This window comes from Brevibacillus sp., from assembly GCF_003521185.1.
Classification (GTDB): domain Bacteria; phylum Bacillota; class Bacilli; order Brevibacillales; family Brevibacillaceae; genus Brevibacillus; species Brevibacillus parabrevis.
The window spans coordinates 40,437-57,378 of sequence record NZ_DOTK01000043.1; the positions used below are offsets into that span (position 1 = coordinate 40,437).

A 16,942-nucleotide genomic window follows, 5' to 3' on the forward strand; every position below is an offset into this window, starting at 1 on the left:
GTATGGAAGCGAAAGCGTATGATTTGTACATCGGCGGAAAATGGATCAAAACGGGCAGCTATATCCCTGTTTTGCACAAATACACCGGCGAGTGCATCTCGCAGATTGCCCGCGCCGAACGGCACCATGTCCAGACAGCGGTAGAGGCAGCGTGGGAGACGTTTCGGAACGATCGGCTGACGCCGTTTCAGCGCTATAAAATTTTGCTGAAGGCGTCTGAGCTGATGGAAGCGCGCCGGGACGAGATGGAGCTTTCCCTCATCCGCGAAGTCGGGAAAACGCGCAAAGATGCGATGAACGAACTGGATCGTACGATTAATACGCTTCGCTTGTCTGCGGAAGAAGCCAAAAAAATTCATGGCGAGATGATCCCGCTGCAATCGACGGAAGGCTCGGAAAATCGCCTCGGGTTCACAATCCGCGTACCGAAAGGCGTCATTGGCGCGATTACGCCTTTCAACTATCCGCTGCTGCTCAGCACGCACAAGATCGCTCCGGCTCTGGCGGCAGGCAATACGCTGGTGGTCAAGCCGGCGACTGTCACGCCGCTCGCGACCTTTTTGCTGGTCGAAGTACTGGAGGAGGCAGGGCTGCCAAAAGGCTATGTGAACATCGTGACGGGGGCGGGCAGCGAAGTGGGCGAGTGGCTTTTGGACGAAGAACGCATCGCCATGTACACCTTTACCGGGTCGGGCGAGGTTGGCCGCCATATCAAAGCGCGCAGCGGCATGCGGCCTGTCGCTCTGGAGCTTGGCAACAACTCGCCCAATATCGTTCACTACGATGCGGATGTGGAGCTGGCGGCTCGGCAGACGGCTGCGCGCAGCTTTCATAATGCAGGTCAGGCGTGCATTGCTGTCCAGCGCATTTACGTGCACGAAGATGTGTTTCCGTCATTCAGCGAGCAGTATATCGCGCACGTCAAGCAGTTGAAGGTAGGCGACCCGGAGGACCCGGCCACAGATGTCGGCCCGATGATCAGCGAAAAAGAGGCAAAGCGGACAGAAGAGTGGGTACGGGAAGCGATCAGCGAAGGAGCAACAGCGCTTTTGCCCATCAGGCGGGAGGGCGCTCTGTTTTATCCGGCGGTGCTTGTGAATACGAAACCGGATATGAAGGTAGTGTGCCGGGAAGTGTTCGCCCCGGTAGTGACGATTATTCCGTACAGCGATCTGGAGGATGCTTTTGCCCAGGCGAATGATTCGGAATACGGCTTGCAAGCGGGGATTTTTACCCGTGATCTGAATGTCGCGATGAAAGCGGCGCGCACGCTGGAGTACGGCGGAGTAGTCATCAATGACGTCTCTACGTACCGCAATGACGTGATGCCGTACGGAGGTGTGAAAAACAGCGGACTCGGCAAGGAAGGCCCGCGCTATGCCGTGGAAGAAATGACCGACGAGCGAATGGTGGTGATCAATCTATGAGCGGTCAACTGCTGCAAGGGAAAACGGCGATCGTCACAGGCGCTGCTTCCGGAATGGGAAAAGCGACTGCCAAGCTGTTCGCGGCGGAGGGAGCGAATGTCGTCCTGGCTGATTTGAACAAAGAGGCGGCTGTGCAGGTCGCTCTGGAATTGCCGGACGGGAGGGGCCATGCCGTGCAAGTCGACGTGGCCGATGACGAAAGTGTAGCCGCGCTGATTCAAGAGACAGTCGCCGTCTTCGGTGCGCCTGACGTGTTGGTCAATTGCGCCGGAGTTCCGCAAGCTTTTACTCCGATTGAGGAGCTGACATTGGAGCAGTGGGATCGGATCATGTCCGTCAACGCGAAGTCGCTCTACTTGACGGCCAGACATGCGGTTCCGCACATGAAGGCGAAAGCGAGGGGCAGCATCATCAACATCGCCTCCATCGCGGGCATCCGTGCGCGTCCCGGCCTGAATGCCTACTGCGCTTCCAAAGGCGCGGCGATCATGCTGAGCAAGGCTCTGGCAATCGAACTGGCTCCTTATCAAATCAGAGTCAATGTCATCAATCCTGGCCCGGCGGAGACTCCCATGCTGGGCAAGTTCATCAACGGAGACGAGCAAGAGGTAGAAGCCGGGAAAAAGGACATTTTCATCAGCAGCGTTCCATTGGGCATGCTGATTCAGCCGGAGGATATCGCGCAGGCCGCTCTGTACCTGGCTTCCGATCTGTCCAAGATCGTGACCGGGGAAGTCATGAACGTTGATGGCGGGAGGGGAATCTAGTCTATGGAGAAGCAGCAAAGGAGAGAGAGTGTGTGGATTATCGGCAGCAACTAGCAAGTTTGTTGGGAGAGGACAGAGTGACGACCAATCCGACTGTCCTCATGAATCATAGCCATGATGAATCGTACCATCCCCCTCATCTGCCGGATGTTGTCGTGTTTCCGCAGTCTGCGGATGAGGTCAGCGCCATTTTGCAGCTGGCTAATGAACAGCGTATTGCCGTGACACCGTTTGGTCTGGGCACCAGTCTGGAAGGCCATGCGATTCCGTATGCAGGGGGAATCAGTATGGACTTTTCGCTGATGAACCAAGTGCTGGAGGTGCGTCCGCAAGACTTTTTGGTCAGAGTACAGCCGGGGGTGACGCGCACTCAGCTCAATCGCGAGTTGAAAAAGCACGGTTTGTTCTTTTCCGTTGATCCGGGTGCTGACGCGACATTAGGCGGGATGGCGGCCACCAATGCGAGTGGCACCACTTCCGTCCGCTACGGTGTCATGCGCGACCAGGTCCGCGATTTGCAGGTCGTTCTCGCAGACGGGCGGATCATTCATACGGGCAGCATGACGGCCAAATCATCGTCCGGGTATCACCTGACAGGGCTGTTCGTCGGATCAGAAGGGACATTGGGCGTGTTTACAGAACTGACGCTACGTGTGTACGGGATTCCCGAGGCGACGATGGCAGCGCGGGCCAGCTTCCCAACCGTTCAAGACGCGGTAGATACGGTCGTGGATATTATGGGAGCGGGGATTCCCGTTGCCCGTATCGAGCTGGTTGACGAGCGTTCCATTCAGCAGGTGAATTTGTACAAGGAAACGAGCTATCCGGAAAACCCGACGCTTTTTATTGAGTTTCACGGCAGCGAGCAAAGCCTTGCGCATGACATTGAGTTCGCCCAAAACATCAGTGCCGAGCACGGTTGCACGCAGTTTCTGTTCGAGACTGATTCCAAAGCCCGTGCCGCGCTTTGGGATGCGCGCCACAATCTGGCTTACGCTTTTCTGCACAAATCGCCCGGCAAAAAAATGATGGTGACCGATGTATGCGTGCCTTTTTCCGAACTGGCGAAGGCAGTCGTGGACGCCCGGCAGGCCATTGACCGCTCAGGTTTGGATGGAGCCGTGCTGGGACATGTCGGCGACGGAAACTACCACGCGATTTTGATGATCGACGTACATGATGCACAAGAGATGGCCCGAGCCGAGGAGTTGAACGCCCATCTGGTAGAGTACGCGCTGAGCCGCGGCGGGACGTGCACCGGAGAGCATGGCGTAGGAGTGGGCAAAGTCAAATATCAGCGCAAGGAGCATGGAGCGGCGCTGGACGTGATGCGGTCGATGAAGCAAGTTCTCGATCCGAACGCCATCCTGAACCCGGGGAAAATATTCGCAAACTAGCAATGGCCTGCATTCTGATCTGGCATGATCGAATGCAGGTTTTTCTTTTTGGCGAAATATGGCGAAAGGTAGAGGAGAAAGGGCGAGGATGTGGAATGTAGGAGATTGGTAAATAAACATTTCGCAAGGCAGGGAGGCAGGCATGCATGAAGTCGATTGTTGAGATTGCCCAGGCAGCAGGGATCGATGAGCAGGATCTGGAGCTTTACGGAAAGTTTAAGGCAAAAATATCTGATGAACTATGGAATAAGATAAAAGATCGACCTGATGGCAAGCTGATTCTCGTCACCGCGATGAATCCGAATCCAGCCGGAGCGGGTAAAACGCTGACGACGATCGGTCTGTCGCAGTCGCTTAATTTGCTTGGAAAGAAAACGATTGCCGCTCTCAGGGAGCCATCTCTGGGGCCGTGCATGGGCATCAAGGGAGGCGCTACCGGAAGCGGCAAGGCGCAAATTCTCCCCGCAGATGAAATCAACCTGCACTTTACCGGAGACATTCATGCGATTACAGCTGCGCACAATTTGCTCGCAGCGATGATTGACAATCATATTTTCCACGGCAATCCGCGCGGCATCAATCCGAAGAAGATTGTCTGGAAACGGGCGATGGACATGAATGACCGAGCGCTCAGAAATATTGTGGTCGGACTCGGCGAAGGCAACGGCATGACACGCGAGGACGGCTTCATGATTACGACTGCTTCGGAGATCATGGCTATTTTGTGCTTGAGCGAAAACCTCGCCGATTTGCGCGACCGACTGAATCACATCATCATCGGCTACGATTATCAGGATCAGCCGGTTCGTGCGGAGGAAATCAACGCGGTAGAAGCAATGTGCGTCCTGCTCAAGGAAGCGATCAAGCCGAACCTGGTGCAAACGATTGAAGGCACGCCTGTCATCGTCCACGGCGGTCCTTTTGCCAACATCGCTCACGGGTGCAGCAGCGTGATCGGAACCAAAACCGCTCTCAAGCTTGCAGATTACGTCGTAACCGAAGCGGGCTTCGGCGCTGATTTGGGCGCAGAAAAGTTTTTTGACATCAAGTGCCGAAAAGCGGGACTGACTCCATCGGCGGCCGTAGTGGTGATTACCGTTCGTTCGCTGAAATACAACGGCGGGGTGAAAGTGCCTGATCTGGCTGAAGAAAATCTCGCTGCGTTGGAAGCAGGCTTTGCCAACGTTCGCCGCCATCTGGAAAATCTGCAGAAGTTCGGCGTACCCGCGATCGTGGCAATCAACCATTTTGCCACAGATACGCCAAGAGAGATCGATGCAGTCGTGAAGTTGTGCCAGGAGGCCGGAGCGGAAGCGGCGCTATCCAAGGCTTGGGCAGAAGGCGGCGAAGGTGCGGTCGAACTGGCTGAAAAAGTAACGCGGGCGGCAGAGCGTCCTTCGCAGTTCCGCTTTTTGTACGAAGAAGACCGCAGCGTGAAAGAAAAAATCGAGACGGTCGTGAAGGAGATTTACCGCGGTTCTGGCGTAGTCTTTTCGCCATTGGCATTGAAGACGATCCAAAAGATCGAAGACATGGGGCTGGCCCATCTGCCTGTCTGCATGGCGAAGACACCATACTCGTTTACAGATCGGGCTGACCAGCTGGGAGCACCTGTAGACTTCACCATTCAGGTGAGCGAGGTGCGGATTTCGGCGGGGGCAGGCTTTATCGTGGCGCTCACCGGAAGCCTGGTGACGATGCCTGGACTTCCGAAAAAGCCGGCAGCCGAGTCGCTGTACGTGGATGAGCACGGCCATGTAGAGGGACTGAGCTAAGCAACACAAAGGCAAAAAGCTGACACGGGCAACAAAGTGTCAGCTTTTTTTCGCGCTTAGGCAGAGCTAAACAAGCCTGCAAACCCGGTTGTAGTTGATCATGGGAGCTTTCTTTCGTTATCATAGAAGAGAACACCTATCTGTTTTGGAGGTTTTGCTGGAAACCAAAATTCTACCAAAAACAGACGGTGTTTTTCTATTTTTTTCTCGAAAGTTGGGAAAATTGCCTCAGATTATCGGTTGCATAGCGGAAAGGAGGCTCACAGCTACTCATTCATCCATCTTTTCCATACTTCTAAGATGAAGAGGAAGGTGCCATGTGGATCAAAAAACATTGATTACCAAGCAGCGCAATAAAATTGTCATTTGCATTGGATGGCTTATGGTAGTACTGCAAGTAGCGATCGATATAACACGAGGTTTAAGCCTTGCTTTTGTCATTCAGTGGTTCGTGTTTGCCGGGATTTGTTTGCTGCTGATGTGGATGAACCGCGCAGCGAAAACCATTTTGCTCATTCCGTATGTCTTGGTTGGCGTCCTTTCTCTTATTTGTGTTATGCATTTGCTTACTTTTCCCCGGACAGCCGAGAGGAGTATGCTAAATTTGTTCGAGTACCTCGCTCTTGTATCTCTTTATCCCAACTATCGCCCTGTTATTGCGATGTCAGTTGTAGCCATCATTACTGCGAATCTAGGTCAATATCTGAATGTTTATGCAGATGCAAATAATGTTCCGCTCGTCGTGGTTGCCATCATCACGATCTATGTCGCAAAGCTTAACGAGAACGTGTATTTGCAAGCGGAAAGCCGGCATAAGGAAACGCTGTTTGCTAAACAGCAAATCGAGCAAATTTTTGGTAAGGTGTTACATTCGGTGGAGACGCTTAAACAATTCAGCTTGTCGCTAAAAGATAATGTCCTTTTTACGGAACGCGTCTCTCGGGAAGTATTGACGTCTTTTTCCGAGGTGGCTAAAGGCGTGCAACTGCAGGCAGCAAGTGTCGGCGATATCTCCAACTCCGTACAAGATTCAAATCATGGAGTTCAGCGAGTAGCCGCCAGTTCGCAGCGCATGAAAGATTTAACATTAGCGACTGTGAAGGTAACGGAAGAAGGAAATGAACAGGTGTCGACGCTAACGAAACAAATGGCTCATATCAGTACGATCATCGATAAAACCGTGACGTTGATGAACGAGCTTCATGAACGAAATCAGCAAATCGGTTCTGTTCTTTCCAAGATTAGCGAGATCTCCAACCAAACCAACCTGCTGGCCTTGAATGCTGCCATCGAAGCAGCGCGTGCGGGAGAGCACGGGCGGGGTTTTGCCGTGGTTTCTGATGAAGTGAGGAAGCTGGCTGTCCATTCACAGCAATCGACGGAAGAAATAGCAGGCATATTGGTGGATATCCAAAATAAGACAAGCGACCTTGCCAAGCAAATCATTACCGGACAAGCCGCTGTTGTAGACAGTCAAAACGCTGCGCAGCACACAGAATCCATACTAAAACAAATTACAAATAACGCGAATAGCGTTGTGATTCAAGCGGGCGAGGTTGAGACGCTCATTCATGCGTTGGAGAATGGCTCGCTGCGGATTGTGGATGAAATCACCCAGATTTATAGCGTAACGGAACAATCGAGTGCGTCTGTAGAGCAAGTATTGGCGAGTGTAGACGAACAAACAGAACGGATTGAACAAATTGTGGCAAGCTTTAGAGAGTTGGAGCTGCTTACCGATACGTTAAGCAGCTTGGCTGTGGAGTCTGGGAAGTAGCTATGATCTGATAGCATCCCCTTTAAGTAGACATGGTGTGAAAAGCGCACAATGGTTTACTTGGAGGGGCTTTTTTGTAATTTTATGCAAGAAAAGTAGTTTAGCTATCAAACAAATCGGGTAAAGATTTCGTGTGGAAAAAAATCCAAGGCATTATTTGAAAGTTAACCCACATTTTTACTTTCGTGTGCTATAGTAAATTTATAAACAAAATACGACAAAAAATGACAAAGGCAAACCTGTTGAAAGGCAGGGACGCAAAGCCACGGGTCTAAGGCAAGCAGATTGCATTTCTCTGCTGCTACGATAGCCGGGTTGCCATGCCGAACGCAAAAAGGCTGTCCGGGTGGCAGTCTTTTTTGTTGTGAAAAAAAGGATAGGAGGTACACCGTGTGATGGAATCAAGTCTAAAGAAAAAGTTAATTGTCGTTATGTGCCTGCTTTTGATCATCAGCTTGGGCACGGTATGCGGGGCCAGCTACTACAGCTCTTCGCAATTGCTATCATCGAGCCTGGACAAAGAAGCGGAACTGACAGCCAGCAATCTATCCATCCGTATCGACAGCTTCTTCCAGGAAAAAATCGGAATCGTGGAAACAGTCGGGGAGATGATGTCCTCAGACAACAATTTCGAGCATGACTTGAGGCTGATTCAGGAAGCGCAAAAGAAAAACCCTGAGTTTGAAACGTTTTTCTTTTCCTATGACTTGAGCGGCAAAAAGGTCATCAACTTCAAAGGAGAGGAAACCAATCCTTCCGACCGTCCGCATTTTCAGGAAGCAGGAAAAGGCGAAGGGAAAATCATCGTATCCGAGCCGGTTGTTTCCCAACGGACAGGCAATAACATTGTGACGGTCATTTTGCCATTGATGAAAGACAACCGCCAATACGGCTATGTCGGCTCTACTATCCCAATCAATGAGATTCAAAAAACGGTTTCCGAAGAGAAATTCGGGCACAGCGGCTATGCTTTTCTCGTCAGCAAAAAAGGAACGTATATCTGGCATCCGAATAGCGAGTTTATTTTGAAGCAATCCGTGCTGGAAAGCGACATTCCTGAGCTGAAAACGGCATTTGAAGCGACGCAGCAAGGCGGGCATGGAATTATTCAATACCAGCAGGAGCAAACGGCGCAGTTCTCCTCGTACGCATCGACGAAACTGAACTGGGGCGTATTCATCACGGCTCCGGTCAAAGATTTGCACGCTCCGGTAAATGAGCTGTCGATCAAGCTGCTTGCGATTTCACTGGTTGTGTTGGCGCTCGGGATCATTTTCGTATACTGGCTGTCTGTTCGCCTGGTGAAACCGATTCAGCGTCTGAACCAAGTGGTCAATGTGGTGGCGCAAGGGAATCTCACGCAGACCGTTACGGTAGACGGCAAGGATGAGCTTGCGGTGCTTTCCCGTGACTTCAACCAGACTGTTGCGCACTTGAAAGGTCTGATTGAGGGGGTATCGCAATCTTCCGAGCAGGTGCTGCGCTTTACTCAGGAAGTATCGGCAGGCATTGAGCATGCGACGGAAAACGTCAATCGCATCGGGCAATCGATCAATCAAATTGCAGGCGGAGCGGAAGCGCAGGCGACCAGCTCCAAAGATGTCGCGCTGTCCATGAATGATATGGCAGCAGGGATCGTGAAAATCGCCGAGACATCTGCGCATGTTTCCGAGGCGGCGCGCGAGGCTTCGGAACAGGCTGAGCAAGGAACGACTGTCGTGGAGCAGGCGGTGCGGCAAATGGGCAGCATCGGCGAAGGAACAACCAAAGCAACTGAGGCCATCGAACGTTTGAACAGCCGCTCCAAGGAAATCGAAGGGATTCTCGATACGATCAGCCAGTTGACGTCGCAAATCAACCTGCTCGCTCTCAATGCGTCGATTGAGGCTGCGCGGGCTGGCGAGCATGGACGAGGCTTTGCCGTCGTGGCCGGAGAAGTGAAAAATCTCGCTCACCAATCCGAGGAATCGGCTGCGAAAATAGCGACACTGATTCACGAAATCCAACAGGATACCCGTCATGCCGTCGAAGTGATGAACACAGGCAACCGCGAAGCGCACGAAGGAATCACGATGATTGAAGAAGTCCGGGAAATTTTTGCGCATATTTTGGAGTCTTCCCGCAATGTTGCTGCCCATATTTTGGAGGTGTCAGCAGCATCGGAAGAAATGTCCGCAGGCTCCGAGCAGGTGAGCGCCTCGGTGGATGAAATGCATCACATCGCGAAGCTCGCTACTTCTGATGCCCAAAAGGTTGTGGAGGCAACAGCCGAGCAGCTTCAGGCCATTCAAGATATCGCCCGTTCCGTCGAGCATTTGAACGCCGTGACGGAAGAACTGCAACAAGGGGTTGGCAAGTTTAGCCTGTAGGTCCCATCCCTGTTAAAGGGGGGATGCGATATAAGGGATGAGACAGTTTGAACAAAGCAAGACAAACAAAGAGAGCAACAACCAGGAGGAGAAGAAACCGATGAACAAGTGGACCAAAAGAATGGTGGCGAGCACACTCGCTGCAACATTGCTGATGACTGGAACCGGAGCGTTTGCCGCAACTGCGGGAACACCGAATGGACAAGCCGTGGCGGTAGAAGCGGCCAAAAAACAGGACAATAAAAAGTTTGAGTCCCGCCTCGACGAGATCATCGCACGAGGATATATTGTAGTGGGAACGCCTGGGGACTACAAGCCGTTCACATATTTGAATCCGAAGACGAACGAGTTTGAAGGCTACGACATTGACGCCATGAAAGAGTTCGCCAAAAGCCTGGGCGTAGAGGCGCGCTTTGTGCAGACTTCATGGCCGACGATGATGGACGATCTGCTGGCAAACAAATTCGACATCGCGGTAGGCGGCGTGACACGCAACACGGATCGGCAGAAAAAAGCGCACATGGGCGATCCGTACATCGAATTTGGCAAAGCGCCGTTGATTCGCGCGCAAGACAAGGACAAGTACAAGAGCCTGGCCGACATTAACAAGAAAGAAGTGCGAATCGGGGTAAATCCGGGCGGCACCAATGAAAAGTTCGTGCGTGACTATTTGAAAAACGCGACCGTGACTGTCGTTCAAAACAATCTGGACATCCCGGGCCTTGTCGCAAACGGCACGTACGATGTCATGATCACCGATACGATTGAAGCGATGGTTTACTCCAAAGCAGACTCCCGCCTGTACGCTGCTTTGACCGACAAGCCGTTTACCCGCAGCGAAAAGGCGTACATGATTCCGCGTGGCGACTTTATTTTTGCCAGCTATCTCGATGTGTGGATGGACGAAATGAAGCTGCAAGGAAAATTCGATGAGCTGTTCCACAAATGGGTAAAATAAGCGTCGAGTCGAATAATCGATCGCAATGATGCAAAGCAGCAGCCCTGTCTGGAGTGTCCCGGCAGGGCTGTTTTGTTTTTTATGTGTTTCGCCGTATATTCTGACAAAAATCGGTTGATACTAAAAGGGAAATGGGCATAAATCCCGTTTGCAATTTTTCCAGATGCATGATACGATTACAGCTATGTTCTTTGTAGGGTGCTTATGTACAATCGGAGATAAAAGGGCATGTTCCGGCTGTAAGGAATAGTGCCCTTTTTTAGTGAGAATTTTATAGAAGAAGGTAAAGTAAAAGGAGACTGACGTTCATTGACTACTTTTTTTGATTTTGGATTGCACCATTCTATTGTGAGAGCTCTTGGCAACATGGGGTTTGAAGAGGCGACAGCCATTCAGGAGCAAACTGTTCCTGTAGCCTTGCAAGGCCGCGATTTGATTGGACAGGCGCAAACAGGTACAGGAAAAACCGCTGCTTTCGGTATTCCGCTGGTTGAGCGCCTGGATGAAAACAACGGCAATATTCAAGGGGTTGTACTGACACCGACCCGTGAGCTTGCTGTGCAGGTAGCAGAGGAAATCAACAAAATTGCCCAGTTCAAAAACATTTCCGCTCTGCCAATTTACGGCGGTCAAGACATTACCCGCCAAATCAAGGCGCTGAAAAAGCGCCCGCAAATCATCGTAGCGACGCCTGGCCGTTTCATGGACCACATGAGAAGAAGAACGATCCGCCTCGATGCGATCGAGATCGTTGTTCTGGACGAAGCAGATGAAATGCTGAACATGGGCTTCATCGACGATATCAAGGAAATTTTGCAAGAAGTTCCTGACAATCGTCAAACCTTGCTGTTCTCTGCAACTATGCCGAGAGCGATTCAGGAAATTGCCCAGCAGTTCATGAGCGAGCCGACGCTGATTTCCGTCAAACCGAAAGAAGTAACGGTGCCAAACATTGAGCAGCAATACATGGAAGTTGCCGAGAAGCAAAAATTCGACGTTCTGTGTCGTCTGCTTGACATTCATTCCCCTGAATTGGCGATCATTTTCGGTCGTACCAAGCGCAGAGTGGATGAACTGTCCGAGGCTCTGACCAAGCGCGGTTACGGCGCTGAAGGAATCCATGGCGATTTGAACCAGGCAAAACGCGACAGCGTGCTGCGCAAGTTCAAGGAAGGTACGATCGAAGTGCTGGTTGCGACAGACGTAGCTGCCCGCGGTCTGGACATCAGCGGCGTTACACACGTATTCAACTTCGACATTCCGCAAGACTCGGAAAGCTACGTTCACCGTATCGGCCGTACTGGTCGTGCCGGGAAGACTGGTCTTGCCATCACGTTTGTCACTTCCCGCGAGATCGACCACCTGCGTCTGATCGAGCGCGCGACAAACCGCCGTATGGAGCGTCGTTCTGTGCCTAGCATGAGCGAAGCGCTGGAAGGTCAACAACGTTTGACCGTGGAGAAAATTTTGGAGGCGTCAGGCCGCGATGACTTGAGCGCCTACAAAACATTGGCCGAGCAATTGCTGGAAGATATCGATTCCGTGACGCTCGTATCTGCTGCACTCAAGCTGCTGACCAAAGAGCCGGATCAAACTCCGGTTCGCCTGACAGAAGAAGCGCCTCTGCGTGTCGGCAAGAAAAAAGCGTTCCCGAAAGGCAAAGGCGGATACGGTTCTGGCTCCGGCTTTGGAAGCAAACGCCCATCTCGTCCACGCGGTGGAGAGTTCCGTCCTCGCAGCGGCGATTCCCGTCCGCGCAGTGGAGAATCTCGCCCACGCAGCACAGAGTCCAGCGGAAGACCATACAGCAACAAACAACGATAAGAATGCAAGAGCCGATGCGACGAAAAGCGCATCGGCTTTTTTGCATACAAGCGGGGCGGCAGGGCAAACTACTGATTGATTTGGAGGAAGGAGTGAGTGCAATCATGAAAAAGTCGATTGGCTGGACCACAGCCGTTGCGCTGGCAAGTGTACTTGGAACAGCCATGCCAGCCCCGCTACACGCTGAGAAAGCACAGGCAACAGACGTAAAGCCGATGCGAATTACAGAGGAGCAAGCGAAGCAAATCGCTTTGCAGCAAATAAAAGGACGCGTGCTGCACTCGGAGCTGGATACGGAAAATGGCGTGCTGGTCTATGAGTTTATTATTCTTACCGACCAGAACCAGGTGTACGAGGTAGAGGTCAATGCGGAAACAGGAAAGGTCATGAAGGTGGAGAGAGAAGATTTTTGAGGAAAAAGAGACTTCTGCTCGTCGGAGCGGGAGTCTCTTTTTTTGCTGCTATTAAGTTTTGGCAACAATGAGAACGACAAATGCGAGCTTTGATTTTGTTGTGGCGCGTATGTAAACGCTTTATATTTGAGGTGTGCACATTATCTGTTTAATCATGTCAACATTTTTATAGAAAAGGTAAAGGAGGGTCCAGTATGGAGAATTTGGCGACAAAGAACCAGTCTTCTGGTGGAGTGCGCGTCTCGGTACAAAAATTTGGACGGTTTCTCAGTGCGATGGTCATGCCAAACATCGGTGCGTTTATTGCCTGGGGATTGATTACGGCATTGTTCATCCCGACAGGATGGCTGCCTAACGAAAACCTGGCGAAGCTGGTCGGGCCGATGATTACGTATTTGCTGCCGCTGTTGATCGGATACACGGGCGGGAAAATGGTTCACGATGTACGTGGTGGTGTCGTGGGGGCTGTCGCCACGATGGGGGTCGTAGTCGGGTCAGATATCCCGATGTTTTTAGGGGCAATGATCATGGGGCCTCTGGGCGGTTGGGTCATGAAAAAAGTCGACCGACTGTTCGAAGGCAAAATTCGCTCCGGTTTTGAAATGCTGGTCAACAACTTTTCCGCAGGGATTATCGGTGCGTTGCTGACGCTGCTCGCTTTCCTGGCGATTGGACCGGTCGTGACGGGTCTTAGCAAGGCGCTGGCATCAGGCGTGCAGGTCATCGTCAATGCAGGGTTGCTCCCGCTGGCGAGCATTTTGGTCGAACCGGCAAAAATGCTGTTCCTCAACAACGCGATCAATCACGGTATTTTCAGCCCGATTGGTCTGGATGAAGCGGCGCGAACAGGAAAATCGATCTTTTTCCTGCTGGAGACCAACCCTGGCCCAGGTTTGGGAATCCTACTGGCATACTGGCTGGCAGGTCGAGGCAATGCCAAGCAATCGGCGCCAGGTGCTGTTATCATTCACTTCTTCGGGGGGATTCACGAGATTTACTTCCCTTACATTTTGATGAATCCGCGTCTCGTTTTGGCGGTAATCGGCGGCGGGATGGCAGGGGTCTTCACCTTTACGCTGCTCGGCGCAGGGCTGGTGGCACCGCCATCGCCAGGCAGTATCTTCGCACTCAGCGCCATGGCTCCGCGCGGCGGTTTGCTCCCGGTATGGGCAGGGGTCGTTGCCGCAACCGTTGTCTCGTTCCTCATCGCTTCGGCTTTGTTGAAAATGAGCAGCAAGACCGAAGAAGACGAATTGGACAAGGCGACAGAGAAAATGCAGGAGCTGAAAGGCAACAAGCAGTCGGCAGCAGCAGGGCAAGAAGCTGCGGCAACAAAAGAAATCGCGGCAGCGGACGTGAAGAAAGTGGTGTTTTCTTGCGACGCCGGAATGGGCTCCAGCGCGATGGGAGCAGCTTCCTTGCGCAAAAAGTTCAAGGATGCCGGAATTGGTGAAATCACCGTCATCAACACAGCTATTAACGATATCCCCAATGATGCCGATATCGTGATTACACACAAGTCGCTGACAGAGCGGGCGAAGGCAAAAGCACCGACTGCCGAGCACATCTCGATCGATAACTTCTTGAATAGTCCGGAGTATGACAAGTTGGTCAAACGACTGGGGTAAAAGGGGATCAACGCTAGTGAAAGCTAGCGTTTTCCCTCTTTGGCGTTAAGGAGGGAACACGGCATGCAAGTATCCTCGCGACAGCGATCCATCATGGAGATTTTATTGCAGGAGGAAAAGGGCATCACCGTGGCGCAGATCGCCGAACGAATCGGCGTAAGCACCCGGACCGTACACAGGGAGCTGGACGCATTGGCCCCGCTCTTTGCGAAAAACGAACTGGAGCTGGTGAGAAAGACGGGGGCCGGGGTGGAGGTCGCAGGGACAGCGGAGCAAAAGCTTGCTTTGAAAATGTCTGTTTTGCACCAAACGACGACCGAATTTACCGCAGAGGAACGCAAGGCGATTATTATGTGCTCCCTCTTGGCAGCCACGGAGCCAGTCAAGCTGATCTCGCTCGCCATTGATCTGAAAGTGACGACTGCTACGATCAGCCACGACCTGGACGACCTGGAAGAGCTTTTGGGACGGTACGACCTGACTCTTTTGCGAAAGCGGGGATACGGCGTCGAACTGCTGGGAAATGAAGCTTCCAAGCGAAGGGCGATCAGCCGTTTGATAGCCGAGCACCTCGATGATCATGAGCTGATCGGGGTGATCAAGGAGAACATTCAAAACAAGACGACACGGGACATGGATTCGATTTCCCGGCGTCTGCTCTCCCTGATCGATCGGGATAAACTGATCAAGGTAGAAAATGCTCTCAGTCATCTCGAAGCCGAACTGCCGTACCCACTGGCAGACAGTGCCTACATCGGCCTGGTTGCCCATTTGGCCTTGGCGATCGAGCGAATCGAAAAAGGCGAGAAAATTCGCTTCGACGAGCATACGTGGAACGAGCTAATCGGAACGCCGGAGTTTGTGATTGCCGAAAACATCATGGAACGGCTGCGGCACATTTTTCAGATGGAGATTCCTCGGGATGAAATCGGGTATATTACGATGCATTTGCGAGGAGCGAAGCTGCGCCATTCCCACGACGATTACGTCTGGCCGGAAAATACGGAGCTTGCCGCTCTGACTGGGCGATTCATCGCTTTGTGCGAAGAACGGCTCGGGCTTTCGCTGCGAGACGACTCTTCCTTGTTTCACGGGCTGTTGACGCACTTGGAGCCAGCCTTGTACAGACTCAGGCGCAAGATGGAGATTCACAATCCGATTCTCGGGCAAATCAAGCAAAACTACCCGGAGCTGTTTGCGGTTGCCAAGGAAGCGATGGCAGCGCTTTTGCCGGAATTGCCAGTGCCGGACGAAGAGATCGGTTATCTGGTCATGCACTTGGGAGCGGCGCTGGAACGAGGCAGGCAGGAGCAGCAGCGATACCGGGCGCTGGTCGTCTGTTCAAGCGGAATCGGTTCCTCGAAAATATTGGCGACGCGCATCAAAAAAGAGATTCCCGAAATCGTCAGCTTGAAAAACTTGTCCATGTTCGATGTAGGAAGTGTGCCGCGAAGCGATTACGACCTGATTATTTCTACCTTGCCGCTGTCGTTTGATCCGGCGGAATACGTAGTCGTCAGCCCGCTTTTGCCGCAGGATGATATTCAAAAGATCAAGTTTCATTTGCATAACCGACCTGTTCAAGTAGAGCCGATGAAAAAAAGCAAAGGAATGCCGCCAAAAGGAAAGCAAGCACAGGCGCAGTTGAAGTCGATGCAGCTGTATGCCGCTTTTGCCAACCAGATCATCGACGGTTTACGGCAAAGCACAGTGAGCAATGTAGCGCGCGATATGCCCAGCGTCCTGCACGATATTTGTTCGGAGCTGGAACAGCGAGGGGCGATATACGCTGTCGATCCGGTCGTGCAGCAGCTGATTGAGCGCGAAAAGCTCGGCGGACTGGGAATACCGGGAACCGCAATGGCCCTGTTTCACGGCAGGAATGAGGCGGTAACGACAGCCTCGTTCACGATTCATTTTCTGGAGCAGCCTGTGCGGCTAAGATCGATGGATGAAGAAGAGATGTCCGTTGATTTGCTGTTGCTTTTGCTCGGGCCAAAAGAAGTGCCCAAGGAAGGGCTGGAGGTGCTCAGCGAGGTCAGCTCGCTTTTGATTGAGGAAGAGATGCAGGAATTGTTGAAGACAGGAGAAATACAGCACATTGCTGATTATATAGCAGGCAAGTTGTATGCCTTTTGCCTGAAAAAGACTGGATGGGAGAGAGTGTAATGAAAAACATACTGACTACAGAAAAAATCATGCTGAATGCCAAAGTAGCAAACAAGGAAGAAGCGATCAGACTGACGGGCGAGCTGTTGGTGCGCGCTGGTCACGTCACGGCGTCTTACGTTGAAAAAATGCAGGAACGCGAAGGACTGGCAACTACTTATATCGGCAGCGGTGTAGCGATCCCGCACGGAACGAACGAAGCCAAGGCAGATATTCTATCCACAGGGATTTCTGTCGTGCAAGTGCCGGACGGAGTTGATTTTGGCGAAGGAAATGTGGCGTATTTGCTGGTGGGAATTGCGGCCGTAGGAGATGAGCATCTGGAGGTGCTGTCCAATATCGCTATTCTTTGCTCCGAGGAGGAAAACGTGAAACGGATCGTCCATGCTTCCTCTGCTGAAGAAATCATTGCGATGTTCACAGAGGAGGTGTAAGCGC

Annotated in this window: 12 protein-coding genes and 1 riboswitch; all 12 genes read left to right on the forward strand. The window is 52.1% G+C overall.

Features of this window, described 5'->3' with window-relative positions:
* Positions 1–2: 2 nt before the first annotated feature.
* Positions 3–1,427: an aldehyde dehydrogenase family protein gene (locus DEP07_RS12655; RefSeq protein ID WP_287102566.1), complete on the forward strand. Its 1,425-nt coding sequence runs from the start codon at positions 3–5 to the stop codon at positions 1,425–1,427.
* Positions 1,424–2,194: an SDR family oxidoreductase gene (locus tag DEP07_RS12660; RefSeq protein ID WP_122962468.1), complete on the forward strand. Its 771-nt coding sequence runs from the start codon at positions 1,424–1,426 to the stop codon at positions 2,192–2,194. Before DEP07_RS12655 ends, DEP07_RS12660 begins: the two co-directional genes overlap by 4 nt.
* A gap of 32 nt (positions 2,195–2,226) precedes the next feature.
* On the forward strand, positions 2,227–3,591 hold the full coding sequence (locus tag DEP07_RS12665) for an FAD-binding oxidoreductase (protein ID WP_122962469.1): 1,365 nt from the start codon (positions 2,227–2,229) through the stop codon (positions 3,589–3,591).
* A gap of 146 nt (positions 3,592–3,737) precedes the next feature.
* Positions 3,738–5,366 (forward strand): formate--tetrahydrofolate ligase, encoded by a 1,629-nt coding sequence (locus DEP07_RS12670; RefSeq protein WP_280648672.1) that lies wholly within the window; start codon positions 3,738–3,740, stop codon positions 5,364–5,366.
* Positions 5,367–5,685: 319 nt separating this feature from the next.
* Positions 5,686–7,143, forward strand: a complete 1,458-nt coding sequence (locus tag DEP07_RS12675; RefSeq protein WP_122962471.1) for a methyl-accepting chemotaxis protein — start codon at positions 5,686–5,688, stop codon at positions 7,141–7,143.
* 222 nt (positions 7,144–7,365) lie between these two features.
* Positions 7,366–7,466, forward strand: a riboswitch (cyclic di-GMP riboswitch).
* A gap of 72 nt (positions 7,467–7,538) precedes the next feature.
* Positions 7,539–9,512: a methyl-accepting chemotaxis protein gene (locus tag DEP07_RS12680; RefSeq protein WP_122962472.1), complete on the forward strand. Its 1,974-nt coding sequence runs from the start codon at positions 7,539–7,541 to the stop codon at positions 9,510–9,512.
* Between the two features lie 100 nt (positions 9,513–9,612).
* A complete protein-coding gene (locus DEP07_RS12685; RefSeq protein WP_173596448.1) occupies positions 9,613–10,470 on the forward strand; it encodes a transporter substrate-binding domain-containing protein in 858 nt (285 codons plus the stop codon).
* Positions 10,471–10,779: 309 nt separating this feature from the next.
* Positions 10,780–12,294, forward strand: a complete 1,515-nt coding sequence (locus tag DEP07_RS12690) for a DEAD/DEAH box helicase (protein ID WP_287102567.1) — start codon at positions 10,780–10,782, stop codon at positions 12,292–12,294.
* 104 nt (positions 12,295–12,398) lie between these two features.
* Positions 12,399–12,707 (forward strand): PepSY domain-containing protein, encoded by a 309-nt coding sequence (locus DEP07_RS12695; protein ID WP_229049766.1) that lies wholly within the window; start codon positions 12,399–12,401, stop codon positions 12,705–12,707.
* A gap of 194 nt (positions 12,708–12,901) precedes the next feature.
* The gene (locus tag DEP07_RS12700; RefSeq protein WP_242773698.1) at positions 12,902–14,335 is read left to right on the forward strand and encodes a PTS mannitol transporter subunit IICB; all 1,434 of its coding nucleotides are present in this window, start codon (positions 12,902–12,904) and stop codon (positions 14,333–14,335) included.
* Between the two features lie 63 nt (positions 14,336–14,398).
* On the forward strand, positions 14,399–16,504 hold the full coding sequence (locus DEP07_RS12705; protein WP_122962475.1) for a BglG family transcription antiterminator: 2,106 nt from the start codon (positions 14,399–14,401) through the stop codon (positions 16,502–16,504).
* Positions 16,504–16,938, forward strand: coding sequence for a PTS sugar transporter subunit IIA (locus DEP07_RS12710; RefSeq protein WP_122962476.1), 435 nt, complete (start codon positions 16,504–16,506; stop codon positions 16,936–16,938). Before DEP07_RS12705 ends, DEP07_RS12710 begins: the two co-directional genes overlap by 1 nt.
* The last annotated feature ends 4 nt before the right edge of the window (positions 16,939–16,942 follow it).

Bases quoted from the DNA above. Each gene is read 5' to 3' on its own strand.
- DEP07_RS12655 (WP_287102566.1), top strand. From the start codon at position 3: ATGGAAGCGAAAGCGTATGATTTGTACATCGGCGGAAAATGGATCAAA.
- DEP07_RS12660 (WP_122962468.1), top strand. From the start codon at position 1,424: ATGAGCGGTCAACTGCTGCAAGGGAAAACGGCGATCGTCACAGGCGCT.
- DEP07_RS12670 (WP_280648672.1), top strand. From the start codon at position 3,738: ATGAAGTCGATTGTTGAGATTGCCCAGGCAGCAGGGATCGATGAGCAG.
- DEP07_RS12680 (WP_122962472.1), top strand. From the start codon at position 7,539: ATGGAATCAAGTCTAAAGAAAAAGTTAATTGTCGTTATGTGCCTGCTT.
- DEP07_RS12685 (WP_173596448.1), top strand. From the start codon at position 9,613: ATGAACAAGTGGACCAAAAGAATGGTGGCGAGCACACTCGCTGCAACA.
- DEP07_RS12695 (WP_229049766.1), top strand. From the start codon at position 12,399: ATGAAAAAGTCGATTGGCTGGACCACAGCCGTTGCGCTGGCAAGTGTA.
- DEP07_RS12700 (WP_242773698.1), top strand. From the start codon at position 12,902: ATGGAGAATTTGGCGACAAAGAACCAGTCTTCTGGTGGAGTGCGCGTC.
- DEP07_RS12705 (WP_122962475.1), top strand. From the start codon at position 14,399: ATGCAAGTATCCTCGCGACAGCGATCCATCATGGAGATTTTATTGCAG.
- DEP07_RS12710 (WP_122962476.1), top strand. From the start codon at position 16,504: ATGAAAAACATACTGACTACAGAAAAAATCATGCTGAATGCCAAAGTA.